General features: G+C 59.4%; 25 protein-coding genes and 1 riboswitch. Of the genes, 18 read left to right on the forward strand and 7 right to left on the reverse strand.

Annotated features, from left to right (window positions below):
• Positions 1 to 232 precede the first annotated feature (232 nt).
• Positions 233 to 1,258 carry a LysR family transcriptional regulator gene (locus K3754_RS07210; protein WP_259942377.1) on the reverse strand — a complete coding sequence of 342 codons (1,026 nt, stop codon included), beginning with the start codon at positions 1,256 to 1,258 and terminating at the stop codon, positions 233 to 235.
• Between the two features lie 18 nt (positions 1,259 to 1,276).
• Between K3754_RS07210 and K3754_RS07215 the strand changes: the two genes are divergently transcribed.
• The 3 genes from K3754_RS07215 (at position 1,277) to K3754_RS07225 (ending at position 4,349) form a co-directional block, all read left to right on the forward strand.
• Positions 1,277 to 1,720 carry a cupin domain-containing protein gene (locus K3754_RS07215; protein WP_259942379.1) on the forward strand — a complete coding sequence of 148 codons (444 nt, stop codon included), beginning with the start codon at positions 1,277 to 1,279 and terminating at the stop codon, positions 1,718 to 1,720.
• Between the two features lie 4 nt (positions 1,721 to 1,724).
• Positions 1,725 to 2,525, forward strand: coding sequence for a glutathione S-transferase family protein (locus K3754_RS07220; RefSeq protein ID WP_203211673.1), 801 nt, complete (start codon positions 1,725 to 1,727; stop codon positions 2,523 to 2,525).
• Positions 2,526 to 2,873: 348 nt separating this feature from the next.
• Positions 2,874 to 4,349 carry a DegQ family serine endoprotease gene (locus K3754_RS07225; protein WP_203211672.1) on the forward strand — a complete coding sequence of 492 codons (1,476 nt, stop codon included), beginning with the start codon at positions 2,874 to 2,876 and terminating at the stop codon, positions 4,347 to 4,349.
• An 82-nt stretch (positions 4,350 to 4,431) separates the two neighbouring features.
• On the opposite strand, the gene K3754_RS07230 is transcribed toward K3754_RS07225, so the two are convergent.
• On the reverse strand, positions 4,432 to 4,995 hold the full coding sequence (locus K3754_RS07230) for a peptidoglycan-binding protein (RefSeq protein WP_203211671.1): 564 nt from the start codon (positions 4,993 to 4,995) through the stop codon (positions 4,432 to 4,434).
• A gap of 208 nt (positions 4,996 to 5,203) precedes the next feature.
• Here K3754_RS07230 and K3754_RS07235 point away from each other — a divergent pair, with 208 nt between their 5' ends.
• On the forward strand, positions 5,204 to 5,527 hold the full coding sequence (locus tag K3754_RS07235) for a 2Fe-2S iron-sulfur cluster-binding protein (protein ID WP_025048791.1): 324 nt from the start codon (positions 5,204 to 5,206) through the stop codon (positions 5,525 to 5,527).
• Positions 5,527 to 6,252: a VCBS repeat-containing protein gene (locus K3754_RS07240; protein ID WP_259942386.1), complete on the forward strand. Its 726-nt coding sequence runs from the start codon at positions 5,527 to 5,529 to the stop codon at positions 6,250 to 6,252. Before K3754_RS07235 ends, K3754_RS07240 begins: the two co-directional genes overlap by 1 nt.
• Positions 6,253 to 6,336: 84 nt before the next feature.
• On the opposite strand, the gene purD is transcribed toward K3754_RS07240, so the two are convergent.
• On the reverse strand, positions 6,337 to 7,602 hold the full coding sequence (purD, locus tag K3754_RS07245; RefSeq protein WP_259942388.1) for a phosphoribosylamine--glycine ligase: 1,266 nt from the start codon (positions 7,600 to 7,602) through the stop codon (positions 6,337 to 6,339).
• 96 nt (positions 7,603 to 7,698) lie between these two features.
• On the opposite strand from purD, the gene xseA reads away from it, so the two are divergent.
• The gene (xseA, locus tag K3754_RS07250) at positions 7,699 to 9,246 is read left to right on the forward strand and encodes an exodeoxyribonuclease VII large subunit (protein ID WP_259942391.1); all 1,548 of its coding nucleotides are present in this window, start codon (positions 7,699 to 7,701) and stop codon (positions 9,244 to 9,246) included.
• A 15-nt stretch (positions 9,247 to 9,261) separates the two neighbouring features.
• Here xseA and K3754_RS07255 read toward each other — a convergent pair whose 3' ends face one another.
• A complete protein-coding gene (locus tag K3754_RS07255) occupies positions 9,262 to 9,657 on the reverse strand; it encodes a hypothetical protein (protein WP_203211668.1) in 396 nt (131 codons plus the stop codon).
• A 26-nt stretch (positions 9,658 to 9,683) separates the two neighbouring features.
• Positions 9,684 to 10,706: an alkane 1-monooxygenase gene (locus tag K3754_RS07260; protein WP_259942393.1), complete on the reverse strand. Its 1,023-nt coding sequence runs from the start codon at positions 10,704 to 10,706 to the stop codon at positions 9,684 to 9,686.
• Positions 10,707 to 10,875: 169 nt separating this feature from the next.
• Between K3754_RS07260 and K3754_RS07265 the strand changes: the two genes are divergently transcribed.
• The 5 genes from K3754_RS07265 to K3754_RS07285 all read left to right on the forward strand — a co-directional run bounded on the left by K3754_RS07265 (position 10,876) and on the right by K3754_RS07285 (position 16,183).
• Positions 10,876 to 12,588, forward strand: coding sequence for an NAD(P)H-dependent oxidoreductase subunit E (locus K3754_RS07265; RefSeq protein ID WP_259942395.1), 1,713 nt, complete (start codon positions 10,876 to 10,878; stop codon positions 12,586 to 12,588).
• 3 nt (positions 12,589 to 12,591) lie between these two features.
• Entirely contained in the window at positions 12,592 to 13,230 is a 639-nt protein-coding gene (locus K3754_RS07270; RefSeq protein WP_259942398.1) for a lysoplasmalogenase, read from the forward strand.
• Positions 13,231 to 13,295: 65 nt separating this feature from the next.
• Positions 13,296 to 14,630, forward strand: a complete 1,335-nt coding sequence (gene ftsY, locus K3754_RS07275; RefSeq protein ID WP_259942401.1) for a signal recognition particle-docking protein FtsY — start codon at positions 13,296 to 13,298, stop codon at positions 14,628 to 14,630.
• Between the two features lie 25 nt (positions 14,631 to 14,655).
• Complete coding sequence (locus tag K3754_RS07280) at positions 14,656 to 15,558, forward strand: DMT family transporter (protein ID WP_259942404.1); 903 nt, start codon at positions 14,656 to 14,658, stop codon at positions 15,556 to 15,558.
• 13 nt (positions 15,559 to 15,571) lie between these two features.
• A complete protein-coding gene (locus K3754_RS07285) occupies positions 15,572 to 16,183 on the forward strand; it encodes an inner membrane-spanning protein YciB (RefSeq protein ID WP_259943273.1) in 612 nt (203 codons plus the stop codon).
• 36 nt (positions 16,184 to 16,219) lie between these two features.
• Here K3754_RS07285 and K3754_RS07290 read toward each other — a convergent pair whose 3' ends face one another.
• Complete coding sequence (locus tag K3754_RS07290) at positions 16,220 to 16,921, reverse strand: glutathione S-transferase N-terminal domain-containing protein (RefSeq protein WP_203211662.1); 702 nt, start codon at positions 16,919 to 16,921, stop codon at positions 16,220 to 16,222.
• A 111-nt stretch (positions 16,922 to 17,032) separates the two neighbouring features.
• Positions 17,033 to 17,109: riboswitch (SAM riboswitch) on the forward strand.
• 88 nt (positions 17,110 to 17,197) lie between these two features.
• Here K3754_RS07290 and metZ point away from each other — a divergent pair.
• The 6 genes from metZ (at position 17,198) to K3754_RS07320 (ending at position 23,772) form a co-directional block, all read left to right on the forward strand.
• Complete coding sequence (gene metZ / locus K3754_RS07295) at positions 17,198 to 18,379, forward strand: O-succinylhomoserine sulfhydrylase (RefSeq protein WP_259942407.1); 1,182 nt, start codon at positions 17,198 to 17,200, stop codon at positions 18,377 to 18,379.
• Between the two features lie 192 nt (positions 18,380 to 18,571).
• The gene (folE2, locus tag K3754_RS07300; RefSeq protein WP_259942409.1) at positions 18,572 to 19,666 is read left to right on the forward strand and encodes a GTP cyclohydrolase FolE2; all 1,095 of its coding nucleotides are present in this window, start codon (positions 18,572 to 18,574) and stop codon (positions 19,664 to 19,666) included.
• A 92-nt stretch (positions 19,667 to 19,758) separates the two neighbouring features.
• Positions 19,759 to 20,214: a DUF2867 domain-containing protein gene (locus K3754_RS07305; protein WP_259942411.1), complete on the forward strand. Its 456-nt coding sequence runs from the start codon at positions 19,759 to 19,761 to the stop codon at positions 20,212 to 20,214.
• Positions 20,215 to 20,339: 125 nt separating this feature from the next.
• Positions 20,340 to 20,591 (forward strand): hypothetical protein, encoded by a 252-nt coding sequence (locus K3754_RS07310; protein WP_259942413.1) that lies wholly within the window; start codon positions 20,340 to 20,342, stop codon positions 20,589 to 20,591.
• A gap of 122 nt (positions 20,592 to 20,713) precedes the next feature.
• Positions 20,714 to 22,162 carry a TrkH family potassium uptake protein gene (locus K3754_RS07315; RefSeq protein WP_203211657.1) on the forward strand — a complete coding sequence of 483 codons (1,449 nt, stop codon included), beginning with the start codon at positions 20,714 to 20,716 and terminating at the stop codon, positions 22,160 to 22,162.
• 56 nt (positions 22,163 to 22,218) lie between these two features.
• Positions 22,219 to 23,772 carry a 5-guanidino-2-oxopentanoate decarboxylase gene (locus K3754_RS07320; RefSeq protein ID WP_409202381.1) on the forward strand — a complete coding sequence of 518 codons (1,554 nt, stop codon included), beginning with the start codon at positions 22,219 to 22,221 and terminating at the stop codon, positions 23,770 to 23,772.
• Positions 23,773 to 23,880: 108 nt separating this feature from the next.
• Here the strand turns inward: K3754_RS07320 and K3754_RS07325 are convergent, their stop codons facing one another.
• Positions 23,881 to 25,656 (reverse strand): serine protease, encoded by a 1,776-nt coding sequence (locus tag K3754_RS07325; RefSeq protein ID WP_259942420.1) that lies wholly within the window; start codon positions 25,654 to 25,656, stop codon positions 23,881 to 23,883.
• A gap of 179 nt (positions 25,657 to 25,835) precedes the next feature.
• Here K3754_RS07325 and K3754_RS07330 point away from each other — a divergent pair, with 179 nt between their 5' ends.
• Positions 25,836 to 26,774: a glycine--tRNA ligase subunit alpha gene (locus K3754_RS07330; protein WP_203211654.1), complete on the forward strand. Its 939-nt coding sequence runs from the start codon at positions 25,836 to 25,838 to the stop codon at positions 26,772 to 26,774.
• Positions 26,775 to 26,792 lie beyond the last annotated feature (18 nt).

Here is a 26,792-nt window from a genome sequence, read left to right on the forward strand (position 1 = left end):
ATGCACTGGCCTCTTTTTTTGTTGGGGGTTGGAGGCTGATCACGCTCAACGGTCTGGCAGTTCTGGTTGACCGAAAAGGGGGATCAGGTGTCAAATGTCGGCTATGCGGACAGAGGGTGAATTCGCTGCGCTTGCGCGAATGTCTGGATTGAACGATCAAATTTACTTCTATTCTGTTCTTTGAAACATCAATTTGTATCTTTCCGAACGGCGCCGGATGGAAAATTCTTAACTAACTGCCTGAATCTAAACCCTTCATTAATTTGAAGACTTGGCTCCGCATCCAGGATGCCATCGGCGCGTTTTCGGAACGCTTGTGCCAAACGCCGATGATCAACGCAGGTTCAATCTTCATTGGAGGTTTGAACACATGCAGCCCAAATGCCTTGGCCACCTTCTTAGCAAGTTGTGCAGGCACAAGCGCGATGAGATCGCTTTCGCTCACCGCGCGGCATACACCGCTAAACACAGGAACAGTCACAGCGACCTGTCTACATTTACCAACGCGTGCCAGCGCTGCATCACCCATCGCAGCGAGATTTCCTTCAGGAGAAAACAGAACGTGGTGAAGCGCGCAAAAGGTTTCCATTGGCATCTGCGTCCCGTCCGTAAGTCCCTCAATACCTGGATTGCTTTTGCGGGCGATTACGTGGAACGGGGAATGGAAGAGCGGTTCTCGATTGACCCAGTCCGGCAATTCCAAGTCGGGGATCAGTGTAATGTCGGCCTTACGTTGTTCTAGGCTAGCCACATAATCATTCGGAACCAGGTCAACGAGTTGTGCGCGAAGACTAGGCGCTGATTTTTGCAGGAGATCGGCCAAGGGCGGCATGAGGAGTTCCGCGAAAAAATCGCTCGCGGCGATACGGAACGTGCCTTCTGCGGTTTGTGGATTAAAGGTCGCCGGCGGCGCAAGTAATGTTTCCAGACGTTCGAGTTCTTCGCGTAAACCGGTTTCGATCCCCGCTGCGTAATCCGTCGCAACCAATCGATTTCCCTGCCGGACAAAAAGGGGATCGCCCAAGGCATGGCGTAGACGCGACAGGGCTCCAGACACAGCCGATTGTGACATGGCCAAGCTGTTCGCCGCCTTGACGGTTGAGCCTTCGTGGAAAACTGCGTCTAAGACACGTAAGAGGTTAAGATCCAAAGTGGCGAAATTCACTTGGTCGATATCCTGTATCAGATAATACGATTTGCCTGATAGGTTGGCAAAATTGTAATATTCTGTCAACGAAAGCGCTTTCGTTTCATCCAATATCAAAGGGAGGAAACGATGAAAGACCTGGCCCAAATCGACGGAGCCATTGAATGGCTAGGTGTCCAGTATAAGACCATTCTGGGTCCTGAACAGACAGGCGGTGCAATGTCCATTGTGGATAGTTGGTCCCCTGCGGGCAGCGGTCCACCGCGCCATGTACATCAAAACGAGGACGAAACCTTTGTCATACTCACTGGGACTTGCAAGTTCTGGCTGGAAGGCCGGGAGTTTACAGCAGGTGCTGGCGAAAGCGTGTTCATCCCGCGCGGCAAGGAACATACGTTCAAAGTAACTGATGACGGACCATGCCGACACCTGATTATCCTGACACCCGGCGGTTTCGAAGGTTTCTTTGCAGACATGGCCGCTGGTCAGTGTCGCATCCCCGAGGACATGCCTGTCATCGAAGAGAGTGCCAAGCGGCACAATATGGCCTTTACCGGCCCCCCGCTGGATTGATCACATGACTGACAAACATATCGTTTATCACATCCCCGTCTGCCCTTTTTCGCAACGACTGGAGATTTTGCTGGCTCTTCGGGGTCTGTCAGGCGCGGTCGAATTCAGGGTCGTGGATATCACCAAACCGCGCGACCCGGATTTGCTGGCCAAAACCCGAGGCACCACTGCCTTGCCAGTGCTGGAAACCAGTGATGGGCGCATACTCAAAGAAAGCCTCGTCATCCTGCGCTACCTTGACGAAGTCTTGCCGGGGGCACCGTTGCGCCGTAGCGACCCGGTCGAACATGCCATTGAGTCAATGCTTATTGCCTGCGAAGGGCCCTTTACGATGGCTGGCTATCTTTTTGTCATGAACCAGGACCTGGCACAGCGGGACGCGCATCTAGACAAGCTCTTGGCGCTGTACCGGGAAATTGACGATTTTCTGGGTCATTACAATCCGACCGGCCCTTATCTATTTGAGGAATTCGGTCTGGCTGAGGCCGTCTTCACACCAATGTTCAAGCGATTTTGGTTCCTCGATTACTACGAAGGCTTCAAACTTCCCGAAGGCAAAGACTATGACCGTGTTCGCGCATGGCATGACGCGTGCATGGCTCATCCGGCGACAAAGCAAGTGACCGAAGAAGAGATCGTCAAGCTGTACTACGACTACGCGCTTGGGGCAGGAAATGGTGCCTTGCCAGAAGGGCGCAGCGTCTCAAGTTTCGCCTTCGAGCCGCCTTGGCCATTAAGACCCATGCCCCCCAAAGAGAAATATTTGGCTACAGCCACCGACAAAGACCTTGGCCTTGTTGCCTGACCATGGCGTAGGAAATAAAAACCGGAAATTTATGCTCCGCGCAGCATCGGACAGTTTGGGTTCAAAACAGACACCCCAAACCGGCAGATCGGCCCGTACCGTTGGAACAGTGGCTCAATTCGCTTCTGGCCACCACAGACGCGCCAGACCGCGCCTCACCCCACCCAAAACCGCCCTTTTCGGCAAAATTTTGCGCATATCTCACCTCACGACTGCCCTTGCGGCAGTTGAAAAGCACGTGATCAGCCACATCTTTCATATTGCGGAGCGGCCTTGCAGGATGCAGTCTGCTCTTCACGGAATGACCGGGGCGTGCCCGCGCCCAGCAGGACACAGCAGGAGAATACCATGCAGTCACAGGCAAAAGTGCAAGCCAGCCCGATACAGGAAACGCTGGCGTTCAAGGCCTTTTTCCTCAGCTTTTTGACGTTGATCTTTCTCACGGTGCAGGCGGCGATGGCCTTGGCCAAACCCGAAAGCCTCGCGCCGCTGGCCGAAAAGATCAGCCCCTCGGTGGTCAATATTACCACTTCAACCGTGATCGAGGGCCGCACCGGCCCGCAGGGCATTGTGCCCGAAGGATCGCCGTTTGAGGATTTCTTCCGCGATTTCCAGGACCGCAACAACCGCGGTGATGGCAACCGCCCACGCCGGTCCTCGGCACTTGGGTCGGGCTTTGTGATTTCGGAGGACGGCTATGTCGTCACCAACAATCACGTCATCGACGGGGCGGATGAGATCACCATCGAATTTTTCTCTGGCGAAGAACTGCAGGCCAAGGTGATCGGTACGGACCCGAACACCGATATTGCCTTGCTCAAGGTAGAGGCCGAAACCCCGCTGCCGTTTGTATCGTTCGGTGACAGTGACGCCGCCCGTGTGGGCGACTGGGTGATCGCCATGGGCAATCCGCTGGGGCAGGGGTTCTCTGTTTCTGCGGGTATCGTGTCTGCCCGTAACCGGGCCCTGTCCGGCACCTATGACGATTACATCCAGACCGACGCAGCGATCAACCGGGGCAATTCGGGCGGCCCGCTGTTCAATATGGACGGTGACGTGATCGGCGTGAACACGGCGATCCTGTCGCCCAATGGCGGCTCTATCGGGATCGGCTTTTCCATGGCCTCCAACGTGGTGACCCGTGTGGTGGACCAGCTCAAGGAATTTGGCGAAACCCGCCGGGGCTGGCTGGGTGTGCGCATTCAGGATGTGACCGATGATGTGGCCGATGCCATGGGGCTCGAGAACGCTGCAGGTGCGCTGATCACCGATGTGCCGGATGGCCCCGCCAAAGAGGCAGGCCTTGAAACAGGTGATGTGATCCTGTCCTTCGATGGCGTCGATGTGGCCGATACACGAGGCCTCGTCCGTCAGGTGGGCAACAGCCCGGTGGGCGCCACGGTTCGGGTGACCGTCCTGCGCGAGGGCAAAAGCCAGACAATCAAGGTTGTTCTGGGTCGCCGCGAAGATGCGGACGGGGCGTCATCCTCTCCTGCGCAGGAACAAGAAACGCCGGCACCGCAAAGCAAAACCGTGCTGGGTCTGACCCTTGCACCGCTCACCGACGATCTGCGCTCGGAACTGGGTGTTGAGGCGAACATGGCCGGTCTGGCCGTGACCGAAGTGGATGAAACCTCCGAGGCCTTTGAGAAAGGTCTGCGTGCAGGTGACATCATCACCGAGGCGGGCCAACAGAAGGTCACCAACATCGCCGAGTTGGAGGCGCGGGTGGACGCGGCCAAGGAAGCAGGGCGCAAGTCGCTGTTGATGTTGGTGCGCCGCGCGGGTGATCCACGGTTTGTGGCGCTGACCCTGTCTGACTGATTGGTCGCAGGACAAATCGCATTCATGAAAAAGGGCGTCCTGCGGGGCGCCCTTTTTTGGGACCTGACCCTTGGTCTTGCCTTTATTCCAACGTTGTCCTGTCCACAGCGATCAACCCCAATTGCCGCGCAGAGGCCAGCGACAGCACACCGCTGTCCGGTCCGGTGGTCCGCTGAAAGGCGCGAATGGCGGCTTGGGTGTTTTTGTCCAATATCCCTGTGATCGGCCCTTCGTAATAACGGCGCACGGCAAGTGCACGCTGCAACGATGCAATGAAATCAGGCGTCAGAGCCTCGGCGCAGGGGGTCTCGAACCAACTGTCAACACGGGGCGTGACGATCATTTGCCGGGCTTCGCTGCGGTATGACGGCGGGCGCAGCAGGCTGCCATCAGGATTGTATTGCGCCGGCGACACCTGCACCTGCTCTGTGACCGTTTCAATCACCGCCGGGCTGACTGTGCGGCCCCAACAACTGCCTTGGGGTGCGCCATCCGGGCCATTGCGGGTGGCCTGATAGACACCGGGCTCTGCCCTATAGGCATGGCCCTTGTCGGCATATTGGGTTTCGCATCCCGCCAGAACAACAGCACCGCCCAGCCCAAAGGCCGCCAGCCGGAGCCATCGGAGCGGTGTTGCCTGTATCATAGCCCAATGCCTCTTGGGTCTGCGGTTCGGCCCAGATTAGCGGTTTTCCCGCCGCCTGCCTAGGGTTCGGACCTATTAACCCTGCCTGAAATTCAGGCCCCAAACCCCGGCCAATCTGTCATGGAAAAACGCCAATGAAAAAGGGGGTGGCAGTGCCGCGCTTGCCCCGCTAAACAGAAAAAATCGAAATTTGATTGAGGGCGCTCGAATGGCGAAAATCACCTATGTGGAGCACGGCGGAACCGAACATGTGGTCGAGGTCGCAAATGGCATGACCGTCATGGAAGGCGCACGCGACAACAACATCCCCGGTATCGAGGCCGATTGTGGCGGTGCCTGTGCTTGCTCCACCTGTCATGTCTATGTGGATCCGGCTTGGGTAGAGAAACTGCCGGCCAAAGACGACATGGAAGAAGACATGCTGGATTTCGCCTATGAGCCAAATCCAGAACGATCCCGACTGACCTGCCAGCTCAAGGTGACAGATGCCTTGGACGGCCTGCGCGTGCAGATGCCAGAAAAGCAGATCTGATGCGCCTGTGGCAGCGGAGTATTCTGGCGCTGCTGCTCACTCTGGGGCAGGGGGCCATTGCTGGCCCCGCCCCGACGATCCTTGCGGCGGAATATGCCGAGCCCACCACGCGCTACACCCATGGCATCCTTGGCGATGCGATCGAATGGGGTGCGCTGCGGCTCAAGGTAAAGGACTGTACTGACTGCCCGGCCCGACAGATCCTGCTGCGTCTCCCCCAACATCGCGTTTTTGAGGATGTCGCGCCCCGGCTTGCCGATCTTGGCGCAGATGCGCCGTTGGTTGTGGTAGTCGAAAGCGATCTGTCCAAAGGGGCGCGACTGGCGATCTACGACGCAAACGGCGTCGTGACCGCGACACCCTTCATCGGCACCCGCAACCGCTGGCTGGCCCCGATTGGCGCGGCGGATCTGGACGGCGACGGTAGGGTCGAACTGGCCTATATCGACCGCCCCCATCTGGCCAAAACCCTGCGTCTCTGGCGGTTCGAAGACAACCGGCTCGCAGAGGTGGCCACGCTGCCGGGCCTGACCAACCACCGTATTGGCGAGACGGATATCGCGGGGGGCATTCGCAGTTGCGATGACAGACCTGAAATGATCGTCGCCACCGCAGATTGGTCGCGCCTGATGGCGGTCACTTTCGACGGAACCCAACTGCAAAAACGCGACATCGGCCCGCACAAGGGACGCAAAAGCTTTCGCGCCGCGCTTGCCTGTAACTGACCCTTTTTGGCCCTAAATATTCCGGGGGGTGCGGGGGGCTGGCCCCCCGTCCGGTCGGATCGGCAAAGCCCGATCCGAAGATGTTTACCCCAAAGCCCGCCAGCCGATATCACGGCGGCAGAACCCTTCGGGCCAGTCAATCCCATCCACCATCTTATAGGCCCGCGCCTGTGCCTCGGCCAAAGAGGCTCCGCGCGCCGTGACGTTCAAGACCCGCCCGCCCGTGGCAATGACCGCCCCGTCTTTCAGGGCTGTGCCCGCGTGAAACACCATATTGGCGCTGTCTTCCGGCATGTTGTCCAAACCGTTGATTACCGATCCCTTGTCATAGCTACCGGGATAACCCTCCGCCGCCATCACAACCGTAATGGCATGATCCTCGGCCCAATTAACGCGCATTTCGTCCAGCCGCCCTTCTGCGGCGGCCTGGATCAGGTCAAACGCCTGCGCCCCCAGGCGCATCATCAGCACCTGGCATTCCGGATCACCAAAGCGCACATTGTATTCCACCAAACGCGGCTGGCCATCCTTGATCATCAGCCCGGCATAAAGCACCCCCTGATAGGGCGTGCCGCGTTTGGCCATTTCGGCCATGGTCGGGCGAATGATCTCGTCCAGCGCCTTTTGCGCAATCGCGTCGGTCAGAACCGGCGCGGGGGAATAGGCGCCCATGCCGCCGGTGTTCGGGCCGGTGTCGCCTTCGCCCACGCGTTTGTGGTCTTGGGCGGTGCCGATGGGCAGCACCTCTTCGCCGTCACACAGGACAAAGAACGAAGCCTCTTCACCTTCCATGAACTCCTCGATCACCACCTCTGCGCCCGCCGCGCCAAAGGAGCCGTCGAACATTTCGTCCACCGCCGCCAGTGCTTCGGCATCGGTCATGGCGATGATCACACCTTTGCCTGCGGCCAGACCGTCAGCCTTGATCACAATTGGTGCGCCCTGCGCGGCGACATAGGCCCGCGCGGCGGCAGCATCGGTGAAATGACCATAGGCCGCCGTTGGGGCGTTGCAGGCATCACAAATCTCTTTGGTAAAAGCTTTGGACGCTTCCAGCTTCGCCGCACCTGCCGAAGGGCCAAACACCTTGAAACCGGCGCTGCGCAGATCGTCGGCCACACCGGCGGCCAGGGGCGCCTCGGGTCCGACGATCACAAAATCAATGCTGTTCTCTTCGCAAAACCCGACCACCACGGCACCGTCCATGATGTCAAAGCTGGCGCAATCGGCAATTGCTTCGATGCCTGCGTTTCCGGGCGCGACAATGAGTTTGTCGCATTTGGGGTTCTGCATCACCGCCCAGGCCAATGCATGTTCGCGTCCACCGCTGCCCAGAATTAGGATGTTCATCGCGCTCTTGCTCCCTTGGCCTCTGCGTGCTGGCGTTCTAAGCTGGGCAAAGCCCCGAGACAAGGCGGCGCAGGCGGACATAAGGACACAATCTGCATGGACCTGATCGACGATCCCCAGGACGGACTGAACAGCCCCGAGTTTTCGGTCACCGAACTGTCAGGCGCGATCAAGCGTGTGATCGAGGGCGAATTTGGCCATGTGCGCATCCGCGGCGAGGTGGGCCGGGTCAGCCGCCCCCGGTCCGGGCATATCTATCTGGACCTTAAAGACGACAAATCGGTCATATCCGGCGTGATCTGGAAAGGGGTCAGCGCCAAGCTGGAGACCCAGCCCGAAGAGGGGATGGAGGTCGTGGCGACCGGGCGCGTCACCACCTTTGGCGGGCAGTCCAAGTACCAGATCGTCATCGAAGATATCAAACCGGCAGGCATGGGCGCCTTGATGGCGCTTTTGGAGAAACGCAAGAAAATGCTGGCGGCAGAAGGGTTGTTTGACCCCGCCCGCAAGCGGCCCTTGCCTTACCTGCCTGAAATTATAGGCGTTGTGACCTCGCCCTCCGGCGCGGTCATCCGCGACATCCTGCACAGGCTGCGGGATCGGTTTCCGCGCAAGGTACTGATCTGGCCGGTGGCGGTGCAGGGGGCCAAATGTGCGCCCGAGGTGGTCCGCGCCATCGAGGGCTTCAATGCGCTGACACCGGGCGGGGCGCTGCCACGGCCCGATTTGCTGATCGTGGCGCGGGGCGGCGGGTCGGTCGAGGATCTTTGGGGCTTCAACGAGGAAAGTGTGGCGCGGGCTGCAGCCGCCTCGCAGATTCCCCTGATCTCCGCGGTGGGGCATGAAACCGACACCACCCTGATCGACTTTGTGTCGGACAAACGCGCCCCAACCCCAACGGCGGCGGCAGAACTGGCGGTGCCGGTCCGGCACGAATTGGCCGCTTGGCTGGAGACCCAAGAGGCCCGCATGGGCCAGATGCTGAGCCAGGGATTGACCCGGCGGGGCCAACGGCTGCGCGACATGGCCCGTGCCTTGCCCCGCCCCGAGACCTTGCTGGATGGCCCGCGACAGCGGCTTGACCGCGCGGCAGAGAAACTGGAACCGGCGCTGATCGCCGGGGTGCAACGGCGGCGGGTGCGGCTCGCGGATGTGTCCGGATCGTTGCGGCCAGCGACATTGAATCGGCTATTGGACAATGACCGGCGCAGGTTGGCGGGATTGGCGACGCGCCTTGATCCGGCGCTCTTGCGCACCATCGCGGCCAAGCGCGACCGTTACGAGGCCCGCGCAAAGGCGTTTCGGCCCGAAGCCTTGGCGCAGGATCACCAGCGCAAGTCGGGTACTCTTGCCCAGATCAGCCTGCGCCTGTCCGAAGCGGGGCAACGGCAGACCCGCAATTGGCGGCAAAAGATCGACGCCTTGGACCGGCTGCGCGAAACGCTGAGCTACAAATCCACCCTGGCGCGGGGCTATGCCGTGGTGCGGGGCGACGGGGCGGTGATCACGGGCAAAGCCGCGGCGAAAAAGGCAACAACGCTTGAGATCGAATTTGCCGATGGGCGGGTTGAGGTTGGTGGCAAAGCCCCGGCCAAGAAGAAAACCCCGCCGCCCCCCGCACCGGAGCAGGGGACGCTGCTATAATCCGCCTGCTGGCCCTTAGACGCCGACCTTTGGGCCTAGGCAAACCATCTCTTCACCCACGTCCTGCGCCTCGTAAAGCTCTGTTGTCAGGGGATTGTTTTCAAACCGCGCGACCAGTCCGCCGCTGCCCTCGGTGAAGGACCAGCATTGCGGGTCAGGGTTGTCCTCATAGACAAAACAGATCAGCCCGGCCTCTTCATACCATTCCCCGTCCTTGCATTGGCCGTCCAGAAAGGACCAGCGCACCCGGCGGTTTTCCAGATAGACCTCGGCCCCATAAGCCGCGCCATCGCGGCCATAGAACAGTGTCTTGCCCTTGGTGTAGCGGTCAAATTCGGCGGCTGTCATCAGATCCTGCGCTGCGGCGGGCAGAGCGGTGAAGGCGGCAAAGATCAAAGCGATGTATCTCATGGGCCAATGATTGTCAGAAACCGGCCTCATCGACCAGCCCTCTGATCGGCAGAAGCCGCATTTTGCCAACGGGCAGCGCGATGATCCATGATCCGGCGCCAGATGGGCGGGATCAGCGCGATGCTGGCCATAACAGGCAGGGACCGTGGCAGCACTGGCATGGTGTCCGGCGTCACCTGGAGCGCCGGAAACGGGCGGGCAGGGCGCAGGTGGTGATCCGAATGGCGCGGTGCGTTCAGCATCATCGCAGAAGAATACCATTGTGGCGCATTCCAGCTGTGCTGCGGGCCCATGGGTTCGGGTTTGCCCCCCGGTAGGATTGCACGGCGCAGCCCGTAGTGTTGGACATAATCGGACAAAAGCAATTGCCATTGCGCATAGGCGGCCAAGGCCACATGGATCAACAGCCCGCTCGTTCCCGCAATTGCATAGGACAAGAGCAGGCTGATCGCTGCTCCGCCGATCCACAGCCAATAGGGGTGGCGCAGCGGCTTTCCTTGATGTCTGCGGCTCTCAGCCCGCAGGCCAGCGACAAATTCTGCCGGTGCGGCCCGCAACCAGAACTGCCAGAACCCTTCGCCCAATCTGGCCGAATTTGGATCGCCGTTTGTGGCGGCGTGGATGTGATGGACATGCAGATGCGCCGAGACATGATGCCCGTGGCCCAAGGTGCAAAAGATCAAGGCACCCAAGCGACGGGGCAAGCGCGCCTTGGCGTGGATCAGCTCATGCGCATTGGAATTGGACACCTGACCCAAGAACAGCCCCAATGCGGCAAAGGTCATGATTTTGCCGGTGAGATTTAGTGGGTTGTCTGAGGAAAGCGCGATAACCCCCAACCACAGCAGCAAAAAATGCGCGGCAGTCAAGAGGTAAGACAGCCAGAGACCGGAGCTTTGCGTGTCTGGCAACAGCCGGTTCAGGCGATCCATAAAATACACAGCGCCGGTCACCGACAGCAATGCCAGCAACGGCCATATCCCTCCCCACAGGCAGGCGGCCCCCAGAAATGCCGCAGGGGTCAGGCTGGCGATGGCATACCACAACACGAAACGGCTCTCCTCAACTGCGGCTATTCTGGCGCGGCGGCGCGGGCGGCACAATCACACTTATCGCCCGCCGCCCGCGCAAACTGCGATGGAATTGTCGCTTTTTTATCGTGCCCGCCCCTAAGGATTTGTTAGAGATGCGCCAACCAATGCACAAAAAGGGTAGATCATGGCGCTGGATGAGAACACCAAGACCGCAGGCGACGGGCCGAAAAAAGGCGTCTGGAAGTCCGGCAAAGGTAAGGGCCGCCGTCACACCAAGGGCCGCCAGCTTGAGGATCGGGCCTGGGATGAGGTGCGTGCGCTGCTTGACGGGAAAAGCCGCGACCGGGATCTGCTGATTGAGCATTTGCACCTGATTCAGGACGAATACGGGCATTTGTCTGCCGCGCATATCCGGGCGCTGGCCGAAGAGATGCGCCTGTCGATGGCGGAGATTTACGAGGTCGCAACCTTTTATGCGCATTTTGATGTGGTCAAAGAGGGCGAAACTCCGCCCCCCGCACTGACCATTCGCGTGTGCGATTCTTTGTCTTGTGAACTGGCTGGCGCACAGCAGTTGAAAGCGGCGCTTGAAGACGGGCTTGATCCGGCAGAGGTCCGCGTTCTGCGGGCGCCCTGCATGGGCCGCTGCGACACCGCGCCAGTGCTGGAACTGGGCCACAATCATATCGACAATGCGACCCCCGAGAAGGTGCAGGCCGCAATTGCTGCAAGTGACACCCACGCCCATCTGCCCGATTATGAAACCTTTGATGCCTATGCCGCCACCGGCGGATATGAAACCTTCAAAGACCTGCGCGACAATGGCAATTGGGAAGAGGTGCAGGAAAAAGTGCTGGCCTCTGGCTTGCGCGGTCTGGGCGGGGCCGGTTTCCCGTCAGGCAAGAAATGGGGCTTTGTTCGCGCCAACGCAGGTACACGTTACCTTGCTGTGAATGGCGACGAAGGGGAGCCGGGCACGTTCAAGGACCGTTGGTATCTGGAACGCACGCCGCATTTGTTCCTTGAGGGCATGCTGATCGCTGCGTGGGCGGTTGAGGCAGAAAAAGCGTTTATCTACATGCGCGATGAATATCCGGCAGTTCTGGAAATTCTGCGCCGCGAGATTGCAGCACTCGAAAGCGCGGGCATCGTTGAGCCGGGCTATATCGATCTGCGCCGCGGCGCTGGCGCCTATATCTGCGGCGAAGAAAGCGCGATGATCGAAAGCATCGAAGGCAAACGTGGCATGCCACGCCACCGCCCGCCTTTTGTGGCGCAGGTCGGAATTTTTGGCAAACCGACATTGGTGCACAACGTCGAAACACTTCATTGGGTTGCGCGGATTTGCCGGGAAGGGCCGGAGGTTCTGTCGTCCACCGAAAAAAACGGCCGCAAAGGGCTGCGCAGCTATTCCGTGTCGGGCCGTGTGGCCAATCCGGGGATGTATCTGCTGCCCGCCGGATCAACCATCACCGATATTATCGAGGCCTGCGGCGGCATGGCGAGCGGTCACAGCTTCAAGGCCTATCAGCCGGGCGGGCCGTCTTCGGGACTGCTGCCTGCGTCGATGAATGACATACCCTTGGATTTCGACACGTTGCAGCCCCATGGATCCTTCATCGGCTCCGCTGCGGTGGTGGTTCTGTCCGATCAGGATTCGGCCAAGGCGGCGGCACTGAACATGCTGCGGTTCTTTGAGGACGAGAGCTGCGGCCAATGTACACCGTGCCGGGTAGGCTGCGAAAAGGCAGTGAAGCTGATGCAGAAAGACAGCTGGGATCAGGGGCTGCTGGAAGAATTGAGCACAGCGATGGTTGATGCCTCCATTTGCGGTCTGGGACAGGCGGCGCCAAACCCGATCCGGCTGGTGATGAAGCATTTCCCGGACGAGATTTAAGGATTGATCTGGGCACTGACTGGGGCGGCCGCCGCGATCTATTGGGCGCTGACGCTGTTCGAAGGCCACAGCGTTTTTCGGAGCGCTGTCAAAGGCTTGTCTGTGTTTCCTCTGGCGATTGTGGCGCTGCTTGCGGGTTTGCCCGCGCTTGCCCTGGCTTTGGCGCTTTGCAGTCTTGGTGATGTGATTTTGTCCCGTCCGGGGGACAAGGCGTTTCTGGGGGGATTGATCGCCTTCGCGCTGGGACATCTGGCGTGGATTGCCGTGTTTTTTGTCTATTTGGTTCCTGATCCGGCCCAGCTGGCTGCGCCGCTGGCCATTGCACTTCTCATTGGTCTGGCGGTTCTGGCGGGCATCATGGTGCGCGTGCTGTTGCCCAATGCCGGTGATCTGCGCCTGCCGGTGGCTGTTTATATAGGTATTATCATCACCATGGGCATCTGCGGTCTTATGACGGCAGAACCTTTGGTGGTTTTGGGGGCATTGACGTTTGCGGCCTCCGATACACTGCTGGGATTGCAAACCTTTGTTTTGGCGCGGGGGGACCGAGCCGAACGCTGGGCCAACGTTCTGATCTGGCCGCTGTATTGGGGGGCGATCGTGCTTTTAACACTCGGGACGGCTGGGCAAGGGGTGTTTTAACCGGCCACTCTTCCATCCGGCGGAACTAGACTATAGATCAGGGAAAACCTGCGCGGAGATTTCCCTTGGCATTTTTCAAGAAGCTCAAAGACAAGCTGTTTAAATCCTCGTCCAAGATCGACGAAGGTCTGGAGGCGATTGTCAGTGATGGCGGCGCCGAAGAGGCGGCTGTGGATGAGGTGATGCAAGAGGCTCCGGCGGCGGCTGCGGAAATCTTGCCGGAGGCCGTTGATCCGGAGCCTGCGCCCGTTGCAACGGACCCCGAGCCGATAGAAGAGCTGGCCAAAGAGGAGGAGATCGCCGAGCCCCTTCCAGAGCCAGAGCCAGAGCCAGAGCCAGAGCCAGAGCCAGAGCCAGAGCCAGAGCCAGAGCCAGAGCCAGAGCCAGAGCCAGAGCCAGAGCCAGAGCCAGAGATTGCGCCCGAACCGGAGCGGATCAAAGCCGAACCGCTGCGCACCACCATGACGTCGGTGGCACCCGATCTCGAAGAGGCCATGCCGACAGAGGTTGTCAAACCGGGGCTATTGGGCCGCCTGATGGGGCGCGCCGCACCAAAAACCGTGGTGCGCCGGACATTGGACGACGACATGCTGGAGCAGCTCGAAGAGCTGCTCATCACCGCCGATATGGGTGTGGAAACGGCGATGCGGGTGACCGCCAACATGGCTGAAGGGCGGTTTGGCAAGAAGCTGTCCGTGGGCGAAATCAAGCAATTGATGGCCGATGAAATCGCCCGGATCATGGAGCCGGTTGCACGTCCCTTGCCGCTTTATTCCAAAACGCCGCAAGTGGTCTTGGTCGTGGGAGTCAACGGATCGGGCAAGACCACGACCATCGGCAAATTGGCCAGCCAGTTCAAAGCGGCGGGCAAGAACGTTGTGATCGCGGCGGGCGATACATTCCGCGCCGCCGCTGTAGAACAATTGCAGGTCTGGGGCGACCGTGCGGGGGTGCCTGTGCTGACCGCCGCGCAGGGCACGGACCCGGCCAGCCTGGCCTTTGACGCAATGACCAAAGCACAGGAAGACGGCGCTGATTTGCTGATGATCGACACCGCCGGTCGATTGCAAAACCGCGGTGATCTGATGGAAGAGCTGGCCAAGATCGTGCGTGTGATCCGCAAGAAGGACGACACCGCGCCCCATAATACGCTGTTGGTGCTGGATGCGACAACGGGCCAGAATGCGGTCAATCAGGTGAAGGTTTTCCAAGAGATTTCAGATGTGTCCGGTCTGGTGATGACGAAGCTGGACGGCACGGCCAAGGGAGGTGTTCTGGTGGCGCTGGCCGATCAGTTTGGCCTGCCGATCCATGCTATCGGTGTGGGCGAACAGATCGACGATCTGTCGCCCTTTGACCCGCAAGAATTTGCAGATGCCCTTGTCGGTTATGAACGGTGAGGTTTAGACCCGCCTTTGCCCGTCCATGACAGAATGGTTGATCTCCATCGAAGGGACAGCGACGGGCCATACGGTGGCCCTGTGGCTGGCGGTGATGGCGGCGTTTTTGCATGCGGTGTTCGGGGCGCTGCAAAAGGGGCGGCACGATCCCTGGCTGACACGGGGCGCGATTGACTTTGCCTATTGTGTGATGGCCGCGCCTTTCGCGCTTTTTGTGGTGCCTTGGCCCGAGCCGCATATGTGGATCATCTTCCTTGGTGCGTTCCTTATTCACATTGTTTACAAGATGTTGCAGGCTTGGGCCTATACCAAGGGCGCCTATACCGTGGTCTATCCGGTGGTGCGCGGGACGGGGCCGCTTTTTGCGGTCATTGGCGCCTATCTGATCTTCGAGGAAAGCTTCACCTTGCTGCAATGGATGGGCGTTGCGGTCTTGCTTGCGGGGATTTTTGGGCTGGCGATCTACAACATGATCTTTCTCACGGCGGAGCGGGAGACGTTGAACGCCGCCCTTGCGATTGCGGTGCTGACCGGCCTCTTCGTGGCGCTTTATACCACTTATGACGCTTACGGCATTCGTGCGACGTCGGATCCTTTCACCTTTCTGGCATGGTTTTTCATGATTGACGGAGTGGTGATGCCCTTCATCGCCGCGCGGCGGTGGTGGGCCATGGAAAACCCGCCCGCGCTTGGCCCCCTGATGGGGCGCGGTTTCATTGGCGGGCTTGTCGCCTTCATGAGCTTTGGCGCAATCATGATGGCAACCCGGCTGGACAAGGTGGGTGAGGCGGCGGTGCTGCGCGAAACCTCGACGGTGTTTGCCGCGATCATCGGCTGGGTGTTTTTGAAAGAAACTGTCGGCCCGCGCCGCGTGGCTTTGATGGCCTTGATTGCGGCGGGCGCCGTGATAGTTGAGATGGGCGGATAAGCAGGAGCAGATGATGGCGCAGGAACGGCAGATCAACCCCATGGTCAAGATGGCGCTCGAATACGGGCCGATCATCTTGTTTTTTGTCGCCTATTTGCGGCTGAAGGACCGGGTGTTCACCATCGGCGGCACTGAATACGACGGATTTATCGTTGTGACAGCGGCGTTTATCCCGATCCTCGTTGCGGCGACCGGGGCGATTTGGGCGCTGACCGGCAAGATCAACCGGATGCAGATTGCCACGGTGGTGTTGGTTGTGGTCTTTGGCGGGTTGTCGGTCTGGCTGAATGACGACCGGTTCTTCAAGATGAAGCCAACGATGATTTACGCCTTGTTTGGCGGTGTTCTGGCGGTTGGCTTGCTGCGCGGGCAGTCTTACCTTAAATATGTGATGGAAGAGATGATGCCGTTGCAGGATGCCGGTTGGATGTTGCTGACAAAACGGTTGATGCTGTTCTTCTTCGGGATGGCCGTCGCCAATGAACTGATCTGGCGAATGTTCAGCACAGAAATCTGGGTCTATTTCAAAACCTTCGGTCTGACAGCGGCGATCTTTGCGTTTTTCATGACGCAAGGCGCATTGTTCCAGACCTACGGTATTGAGAAAGACGACAGCGGGGCGTAGCGGAGATTTCAATAAGTCCGCGCCCGCCGCGGTAGCTCAACGCTTAAACAATTGATCCTGCGCGCCTTTGTCCTTGGCGATGTCACCGCGTTTTTCGGCATGAAGCGCCCGTCCGGCCTGAACGCCGGGCCGCGCGGCCATCTGGTCGAGCCATCGGGCCATATGCGGCTTGTCCTCCAGCGTCTGTTGCTGCCCTTCCCACAAGGACGCCCATCCCCAGATCGAGAAATCCGCGATCGAGATAAAATCACCCGCCACGAATTCATGCTGCGCCAATTGCCGGTCCAGCACACCATAGAGCCGCGCCACCTCGTTGCGGTAGCGGTCCTTGGCATAGGGCAGATCGTTGGGCGGCTCCATATTGGGGGCGTATTTGAGGAAATGATGCGCCTGTCCCGCCATCGGACCCAGCCCGCCCATCTGCCACATCAGCCATTGATCCACCGCGATGCGTTCGCGTTCGGTGCTGCCGCAGAATTGACCGGTCTTACGGGCGAGGTATTGCAGGATTGCCCCGCTTTCAAAGATGGCAATCGGTGCGCCATCCGGGCCATCCGGGTCTACAATCGCAGGCATGCGATTGTTGGGGGAAATCTTCAAAAACTCCGGTGCAAATTGGTCACCAGCGCCGATGTTGATCAGATGGGTGTCATAGGGCAGGCCCATTTCCTCAAGCGCGATAGAGACTTTCCAACCGTTGGGTGTGGGCCAGAAATAAAGGTCGATGGGGGCTGTCATGGGGCGCTCCTCCTGCGGTTTGTGCCAGCTTGGCCTGTTGCCGCCGGATTGCCAAGAGGCCAGCCCGTCAATCGCGCAGCGCACCATTGACGCATGACGCCATCAGGCGTAAAGCGGACCCGTGGTGATTTGTAACCGGATTGCGGGCCACGTTAAACAATCTGCTAAAAGGTCAGGATGAAAGCCCTCTTTCGCTTGACCGCGTTGGGGGCATTTTTGTCTCTTTCGCCGCCGGGTCAACTTATGCCTGCCGCGCAGGCGCGAAAGGAAAAGACGATGAGCAACGATTGGCATCCGCGCACCAAAGCCATTCACGCCGGTACCCGCCGCAGCCAATATGGCGAGGTGAGCGAGGCGATATTCCTCACTCAGGGGTTTGTCTACGAGACCGCCGAACACGCCGAGGCGCGTTTCTTGGAAAGCGGCCCTAATGAATTTATCTATGCCCGCTATGGCAACCCGACCGTGGCCATGTTCGAGGACCGCATTGCAGCGCTCGAAGGGGCAGAGGATGCTTTTGCAACCGCATCCGGAATGGCCGCGGTCAGCGGCGCGTTGACCGCGATGCTCAAGGCCGGGGATCACGTTGTCTCGGCGCGGGCGTTGTTCGGATCTTGTCTTTACGTGCTCGAAGACGTGCTGGCCCGGTTCGGGGTCGAGATTACCCTGGTGGACGGCACCGATCTGGCCGCATGGAAGGCGGCGATCCGTCCTGACACCAAAGCGGTGTTTTTTGAATCGGTTTCCAACCCGACGCTGCAACTGGTCGATATCAAAGCGGTGTCCGGACTGGCCCACGCCCAAGGGGCATTGGTTGTGGTCGACAATGTCTTTGCCACGCCGGAATTTTCCAGTGCCATCGCGCAGGGGGCAGATGTGGTGATCTATTCGGCCACCAAACACATCGACGGCCAAGGCCGCACCCTTGGCGGGGTGATCCTTGGCACCCGCGATTTTATCCGCGGCACGGTTGAACCCTATATGAAACATACCGGCGGTTCCATGAGCCCGTTTACCGCTTGGGTGATGCTCAAAGGGCTGGAAACCATGAGCCTGCGCGTTCGGGCGCAAGCGGCGTCGGCCCAGACCATCGCAGAGGCATTGCAGGGCCATGAGGCGCTGGAGACAGTGATCTACCCCGGTTTGGCGGATCATCCGCAGAATGCACTCGCGCTTTCGCAGATGGGGGCGGGCGGCACGGTGTTGTCGCTGGTTCTGAAGGGCGGCAAAGACGCGGCGTTCAAGTTCCTCAATGCGATCGAGGTCGGGGTGATTTCCAACAATCTGGGTGATGCCAAGACCATCCTGACCCATCCTGCCACCACCACCCATCAGAGGTTGCCGCAGGATCAAAAAGACCTTTTGGGAATCGCACCGGGCCTCGTGCGGATGTCCATCGGGCTGGAAGATGCGCAGGATCTGATCGCCGATATCCGGCAGGCGCTCACTGATTTGTGAAGGATGGGGCGCGGTTTGCGGTCCAAACCGTGCCATTCCTTACTTTTTTTGATGTGTGATGTTGGTTTTGGCCTCTCAAAGGACGCAAACGGTGTGATCCATGCCCCGACTTGCACCGTATGTGTTATGATAATTGGTAATTGGCGCCGCGCAGCATAAGTATGAGGCAGGCACCAAAAGGGGGAGACCGCCATGAATGCCATCACATCCGTCGAAAAAGGGCCAGACAAGTCCGATGCCGAACAGGCGCTTGCCACGCTCAAGGCCTGGGCCGCAGGGGCCAGCGCGACCGAGATTGATGCACTCGACCCCCATGTGGCGCGGCTTTTGCAAGACAAAGGTGAATACCCAAACTTCAGCCGCGAATACCCGCAGGATTTCAAAGTGGATGCCGCCTATAAGGCGGGTTTGCCCGACCTACAGAACGGACCTTCAAGCCTGATCCGCGGGGCCAAGCAGCAGATCCAGCATGTTGGCATTTCGAACTTTCGCCTGCCTATCCGGTTTCATACCCGCAACAACGGTGATCTGACGCTGGAGACATCGATCACCGGTTCGGTCAGCCTTGAGGCGGACAAGAAGGGCATCAACATGTCCCGGATCATGCGCAGCTTTTACAAACATGCCGAGCGCACGTTCAGTTTTCATGTGATTGAGGCGGCGCTGGACGATTACAAATCCGATCTGGAAAGCTTTGATGCACGGATTCAGATGCGGTTCTCCTTTCCGATGAAAATCGAAAGCCTGCGCTCGGGCCTGTCGGGGTATCAGTATTATGACATCGCGCTGGAGCTGGTGGAGAAAGACGGTGTTCGTCAGAAGATCATCCATCTCGATTACGTCTACTCCAGCACATGCCCTTGTTCCCTGGAATTGAGCGAACATGCCCGCGCCACGCGCAATCAATTGGCCACTCCGCATTCGCAGCGATCCGTGGCACGCATTTCGGCAGTGCTTGAGGGCGACAACAGTTGTTTGTGGTTTGAAGACCTGATCGAGGCCTGCCGCCGCGCGGTGCCGACCGAAACACAAGTGATGGTCAAGCGCGAGGATGAACAGGCCTTTGCCGAGTTGAACGCAGCCAATCCGATCTTTGTGGAGGATGCCGCGCGTCTTTTCTGTCAACAATTGCAGCAAGATGCGCGCGTTGGCGATTTCCGCGTGATTGCCAGCCATCAGGAAAGCCTGCACAGCCATGACGCGATCAGCATTCTGACCGAGGGGCCGACCTTTGAGATGCAAAGCATCGACCCCAAGCTGTTCAACACGTTGTTCCACGTCGGATGACGGGCAGGGCGCGGCATGCTGCGCCCCTATGCCGCACTGCAGCGCGGGTCAAGCGCGGCTAGGCTGACCTCAATCAGCCAGGGAGCGCCGATATGACACGGGTCCGCAAGATTGATCTTCCCATTCACAGCCAGCTTTGGTCGCGGGTCGGGCCGCATGATTTTGTCGATTGTTATACCGTCGCGGCGGATATGCCCCCGCGCCGTGCCGCCGAGATCATCACCAGCTTTCCCGGTTGGGCGCAGTTCTTGCTGCTGATCCGTCGCTGGGTGACGACGCCCTTCGGTCTGTCCAACGATGGGCCGGAAGGCAAAGACAAGGTCGGCATTTTTCCGGTTGAGATCGACACCGAGGGCGAGCTGATCGCAGGGTTCAACGACCGCCACCTCGATTTTCGCGTTTCCGTTCTGCGTCAGGGCGGCCAGGTGTCATTGGCCACCTGGGTGCATCCCCACAACATCGGCGGTCAGCTTTATCTGAGGATGATCCTGCCGTTTCACATCATGATCGCCCGTGACGCCTTGGCCCGCGTCAACGCTGCGGACTGATCTTTCTGGCGCGCCGCTGCACTGTGCGGGGCGGGCGGCGGCTATGCAGTATTGTCGGTACTGCCCGGTGATGTCTGTCCCTATGTAGAGGGCAAGACATTCCAATCATTTGCTGAGATAAAACAATGGCGTATAACGACATCGCATCCCCTGCCGAAGTAATGGGCCGGGAAATCACCATGACCCGCAATCTGCTCGACGCAATTGCCAATAGCTTTTCGAAGTTCGGCCGCGCGATCATGGCCAATTCCGCCGGCCAACGGCGGATCGACCGTGTGGAACGGCTGCGGGCAAAATCGGACGCCGAACTGGCGGAATTGAACATCAAACGCGATGACATCGTGCATTACGTGTTCAAAGACATCTACTACGTTTGAGCGGCACCACCACCCAACACGCAATTGGCCCTGCCTGACCTCGCGTATGCGCGGTGCGGCGGGGTCTTTTTGTTTGGCTGGCGTGGCTTGACACTGGCCCGCCCCCGCGCCAACGCTGCGGCATGATGGATCTGCGCCCTGTTGGATATGTTGTTGGACTGCTGGTGGCGGTGCTGGGGCTTTTCATGCTCTTGCCGATGCTGGTTGATCTGGCCGAAGGGCGCGGCCATGCCTTCGTTTTTGTTGAGACCTTTCTGATCACCACACTGGGCGGCGGCATGATTGCGCTGGCCTGTTCCAATGGCGTGCGCGAAGGGCTGACGATCCAGCAAACCTTTTTGCTGACCACTGGCGTTTGGCTGATGCTGCCGTTGTTTGGCGCATTGCCGTTTATTCTGGGCGAGACCAATTCCAGTGTGACGGACGCGGTGTTCGAGGCGATGTCAGGGCTGACCACGACGGGGTCCACGGTTTTGTCGGGGCTGGACAGCTTGCCCAAGGGGCTGCTCTTGTGGCGCGGTATTCTGCAATGGCTGGGCGGCATTGGTATCATCGTCGTGGCAATGGTGTTCCTGCCAGAGCTGAAGGTGGGCGGCATGCAAATCTTCCGCTCCGAAGGGTTTGATACCTTTGGTAAAATCCTGCCCCGTGCCGGTGAAATCGCGACCCAGATCGCGGTGATCTACCTGTGGCTGACCATGGGCTGTATCCTGAGCTATCTGGCGCTGGGGATGAATGCGTTTGACGCCACGGTACATGCGCTGACCACGATCTCGACCGGTGGGTTTTCCAATTACGATGCCTCCTTTGGGGCGTTTTCGGGGCCGATGGAATATGTGGCCACGGTATTTATGATTCTCGCGGCACTGCCCTTCGTGCGCTATGTGCAATTGATCAATGGCAACCCGCTGGCCCTGCACCGCGATCCGCAGGTGCGTGGGTTCCTCGTGACCATCGTGATCCTCGTCGCCGTGATTGTCATCTCGTTGCAACAGACCTTTTCCTTTGGTTGGGAACGCAGTTTTCGAGAGGCGCTGTTCAACATCACCTCGATTATCTCGGGCACGGGTTATGCCTCTGTTGATTATATGCAGTGGGGCCCCTTCGCGGTGGCGCTGTTCTTTTTCATCGGGCTGATTGGCGGCTGCGCGGGTTCAACCGCCTGTTCGATCAAGATCTTCCGCTATCAGCTGCTCTTTGCATCGATCCGCGCCCAGTTGCGACGCATTCGGTCGCCGCATGGCATTTTCACCCCCCGCTATGACGGCAGACCTGTGGGACAGGACGTTCTGAGCTCGGTGATGTCGTTCTTTATGTTCTTTGTGGTGACGATGGGATTGGTGGCTGTGGCGCTGAGCATGACGGGGCTGGATTTTGTGACTTCGGTCTCCGGCGCGGCGGCGGCGCTGGCCAACATTGGTCCGGGGCTGGGCGATATCATCGGCCCCGCGGGCAATTTCAGCAGCCTCAACGACACCGCAAAATGGATCCTGACAGCCGCGATGCTGATCGGACGTCTCGAACTGATGGCGGTTTACGTCATTCTTACCGTTAAATTCTGGAGGGCCTGATGGCTGATCAAAACGGCGCTGGCCGCACCCGTCCCTTGGGGGCGCAAATCTCTCATATGCTCAAGGATCGCGGGGTGGATGTGATCTTTGGCATTCCCGGCGTGCACAATCAGGAAATGTATCGCGGGATCGAAGAGGCAGGCATCACCCATGTGCTGGCCCGTCACGAACAGGGTGCGGGGTTTATGGCCGACGGCTATGCCCGCGCAACGGGGCGGCCGGGGGTGGCCTATGTGATCACCGGACCGGGTGTCTGCAACATCATGACCCCGATGGGGCAGGCCTATTCGGACTCTGTGTCGATGTTGGTGTTGTCGTCCTGTCTCGATGAAACAGCGGCGCGGCGTGGGCAATTGCACCAGATGAAGGATCAGGAAATTGCCGCTGGCACGGTGTGCGATTGGTCGGAAACGGCCCTGTCGGCGAACGCTACCTATGCACTGATCGACCGCGCCCTGGTGGAGTTCGAGACCAAACGCCCACGCTCAAAGCATATTCAGGTGCCGATTGCCCAGCTGGAGGCGCAGGCGCCCGCGGCGGATTTGGCGCATACGCCCAAACGCAAGCGGCCAGCCGCGCATGCGAATGACGTGGCGGAGGTGGCATCGATGCTGGCGGCAGCGAAAAAGCCGATGATCGTGTTTGGTGGCGGGGCGGCGCAGGCCTCCGATGCCGCGCGTGAGGTGCTACGCAAAAGCGGCGCGGCCTCCGCGACCAGCTATGCCGGGCGCGGGATCGTCGGGCCGGATGCGCCCCTGCATTTCGGAGCCTGTCTGGCGCGGGCTGACAGCGCCGCAGTGATGGCCGAAGCTGATCTGGTGCTGGCGGTCGGCACCGAACTGGTGGAGGTCGATCTGTGGCGGGCGCATTTGGGTCATACCGCACCGATGATCCGGGTTGATTTGGACCCTGAAGTGCTCTGCGATCCGCAGGGGGCCAGCTTTGCCATCCACGCGGACGCGCAAGCGTTCCTGTCTGCCTTGTCCCGGGCCATGCCAGACGGAGCAGGCAGCAGTGAATGGTCCGCAGAACAGGTGGCTGCAACCCGCGCCCGCTGGCGGGCCGAAACCGATGCGGAACGTCCGGGCATTGTGCCGATCTGTGATGCGCTACGTGCAGCTGTACCCGCCGATACGATGATATATTCGGACATGACCCAGTTTGCCTATGTGGCCAAGGAAGTGTGGGACATGGACCGGCCTGGCCACTGGCATCACCCATATGGCTTTGGCACCTTGGGCTATGCCACGCCTGCTGCGATTGGCGGCGCAGTAGCGCGGCGGGGGCAACCGACCATGGCGATCATTGGCGATTACGGTTTTCACTACACGATGCAGGAACTGGGTGTTGCGGTGGAATTGGGTCTCAGCCTGCCGATCATCCTGTGGGACAATGGCAAGCTGAAAGAGATCGAGGACAGCATGGTCGGCGCGCAGATCGCGCCAAATGCGGTGATTGCGCAGAACCCCGATTTTGTGAAGCTGGCCGAGGCGTTTGGCGCGCGTGCGGTTGCTCCGGGATCACTGGAAGAGATGCAGAGCGCGGTTTCGGAGGCCTTTGAGGCGGAAGGACCGACCTTGATCTATCTCACACCGGCGCTGACGGCGTGATGCGATCTTTTTAGAAAATTCGCCCCGGAGTCTTTGATAACTCCGGGGCGTTAGGTTCTTCTTTGACATCGTTCCAGAGTTTTCAAGATCTCCGCAGGCTGTCCGCCTTTACTCCCAACAGCTGACCAGAACCGTCATGCCTTGCGCTGCGATCCGCAAATCTCGGGGGGCGACGGATCCGACATTGTCTGTCTTGGTCAGGCTCAAACCGGCCTGCTGCACCAGATCGGCAATCGTGGCTCCTTCAATGGCAAAGCTGACGTTTTCCGGCAATTGCTGACCATTTTGCGCATTGGGCAACAGCATACCAAGAACATTGCCGCTGACGTCAAAGACCGGTCCGCCCGCATCGCCGGGCTGTGCGTCGAGCGCCAGGCGGCTCAGGTTTTCCTCGCCGCGCAGGCCCTTCAGGTCGGCCAAAGTGCCAAAGGTCAACGTGGCCGCGCTGAGCACGCCTTCGTAGGAATAGCCGGCGACCGAGATCTCTGATTGCAGGCGGGGCGGGGTGCTGCCGAATTGCGCCACGGCCATCGGTGACAGGCGATCGCGTGGTTTCAGCAGGGCGACACCGCTGGCGCTGTCATCAGCCAGAATGTCCGCCTCTGTGTCGCCATCAAGGGTCACGCGCGTACAGGCCTGAACCGCCTCAGAGGTGGTCGCAACTGTGCCTTGCCCGTCGATAAAGAAACCGGAGCGCGAGATTTTGGGTTGGCGGATCTTCAGGCCGGCCACCAGATCAATCGCCTGTGTGTCGCTTCCGCCCGCTGCGGGGTCGAGCGCGCCGTCCAGCCGCGTCAGGCTCTTGGACATCTCCGCCACAACGCGGCGGCGGCGGTCCTCGTCACCTGCGGGCCAGATCAGGGTGAAGCCTTTGATTTGACCGTTCTGCAACGATACCTGTGTCTGGCTGATGATGCTGCCGTTCTCACCGATCAATTCGAACGAATTGTTCTTGCGTGCGCGTGGACCATCCAGCGGCACGATCTCAAGGGTTTGCATGATGTCATAAAGACCAAAAAGCGTGTTCTGATCCCCGGCTTGCGAAATCAGCAAGACCTTTGCGCCGATATTGCCGGTGCTGTCGTAATGGGCGAAGGGTGGCTCGTAACGGGCAAAGGCAACTTCGGCGGTGGGCATCATGATCTCGATACCTGCGGTCTCGTCGCGGACCATTTGCAGGCCCAGACCGTCCAGCACCGCGTTGTACTGTCTGATTAGTGCCGCCCGCTGGCGGGTGGTCAGAACCCCGGTGACCTCATAGCCGTTGGCCTCTTGCCAGGCGCCCATGGAGTTGCGGGTGCCGCGCCCGAATGCGCCATCAATGGCGGCGTTGTAAAAACCGGCCCATTGCAGAGCAATCTGCAAATCCTTGCGTTCGTCGCGGTTCAGCAATTGCTCACTCCGGCGGGCTTCACGCGGGGTTTCATCGGGCTCTTCGGCAATCACCACGGGTGCTTCTTCCTGCGCCACGGTTTCCTGCGTGGGTGTCTCGTCGGGGGTCTGCGGAGGAGGGGCGGCACCCACGCTGGCGGGCGCTTCGATCACGCCGCGGTTCAGCACATTTGCACCAACGGGCCAGAACTGTTGGCGGAACCGGCTGGAAAGCTGGATAAAGCTGTCACGCGCGACCAGCCCTTGACGCACGTAGGTGCGCCGGACCAGTTCTGCATCGGCGCGGCGATAAGGGCCAAGGGCAATACCGTACCATCCGCCACCAAGGGCAAAACCGTTCACATCCTCAAGCTGCCCACTGAAATCGCGGGCGCGTTCGGTCGCGGCTGCCAAACTGGGATGTGCCTCGATCTGGACCCAGACTACATCGTCGTCTGATTGTGATTGTGCCATGGCTGGCACGGCCAGAAATACGGCCAGAAGGGTTGTCATAAGGACGTTCAGAATGCGCAACATCGTCAACTCAGCTCTCGTTCACCAAAATTCGCCGCAGATAAGCAGGAAATCCGGTAAAATGCCATGGGAAAGCACGGTGAAAATGTGTCATTGCTGCAATTGACCCTGCGCGGCTGCGCTCGTAGGTAAGTCGCGCAAGTTCAAAGGGGATCTCCATGTCCGAAAAGCCGCAAACACCCCGGTCGTTTCAAGCGATCATTCTGGCGCTCCAAAACTATTGGGCGCAGCAGGGATGCGCGATTCTGCAGCCCTATGACATGGAAGTTGGGGCAGGGACGTTCCATCCGGCCACCACATTGCGTAGCCTCGGCAGCCAGCCCTGGACAGCCGCCTACGTGCAGCCCTCGCGCCGCCCGACGGATGGTCGTTATGGGGAAAACCCGAACCGTCTGCAGCATTATTACCAATATCAGGTGCTGATCAAACCCAGCCCGCCGAACCTGCAGGAATTGTATCTCGGCTCGCTTGAGGCGATTGGCATCAATATGGACCTGCACGACATCCGATTTGTCGAGGATGACTGGGAAAGCCCGACGCTGGGCGCCTGGGGGCTGGGTTGGGAGGTCTGGTGCGACGGTATGGAAGTCAGCCAGTTTACCTATTTCCAGCAGGTCGGCGGCCATGACTGCGCACCGGTCTCGGGCGAATTGACCTATGGCTTGGAACGTTTGGCGATGTATGTGCTGGGCGTGGACCATGTGATGGACATGCCGTTCAATGATCCTGATGCACTGATCCCGTTGACCTATGCGGATGTGTTCAAACAGACCGAAGAGGAATACGCCCGCTGGAACTTTGACACCGCCAACACCGAAGTTCTGTTGCGCCAGTTCGAAGAGGCCGAGGCCCATTGCAAGGTGATCCTTGAGCAACCCGCGACCGATCCAAAGACCGGCAAGCGCATCATCATGGCGCATCCGGCCTATGACCAATGCATCAAGGCCAGCCATATGTTCAATCTGCTGGACGCGCGGGGCGTGATCTCTGTAACCGAACGGCAGGCCTATATCGGGCGTGTCAGGGCCTTGGCCAAGATGTGCGCCGATGCCTTTGTGCAGACCCGCGCAGGTGGCTGGTCCGAGGATGCCGCGTAACAGCGCGGCCAGGTTGAG

Origin of the sequence: Sulfitobacter sp. M368 (assembly GCF_025141875.1) — a bacterium.
In the GTDB taxonomy this organism is placed as follows: domain Bacteria; phylum Pseudomonadota; class Alphaproteobacteria; order Rhodobacterales; family Rhodobacteraceae; genus Sulfitobacter; species Sulfitobacter mediterraneus_A.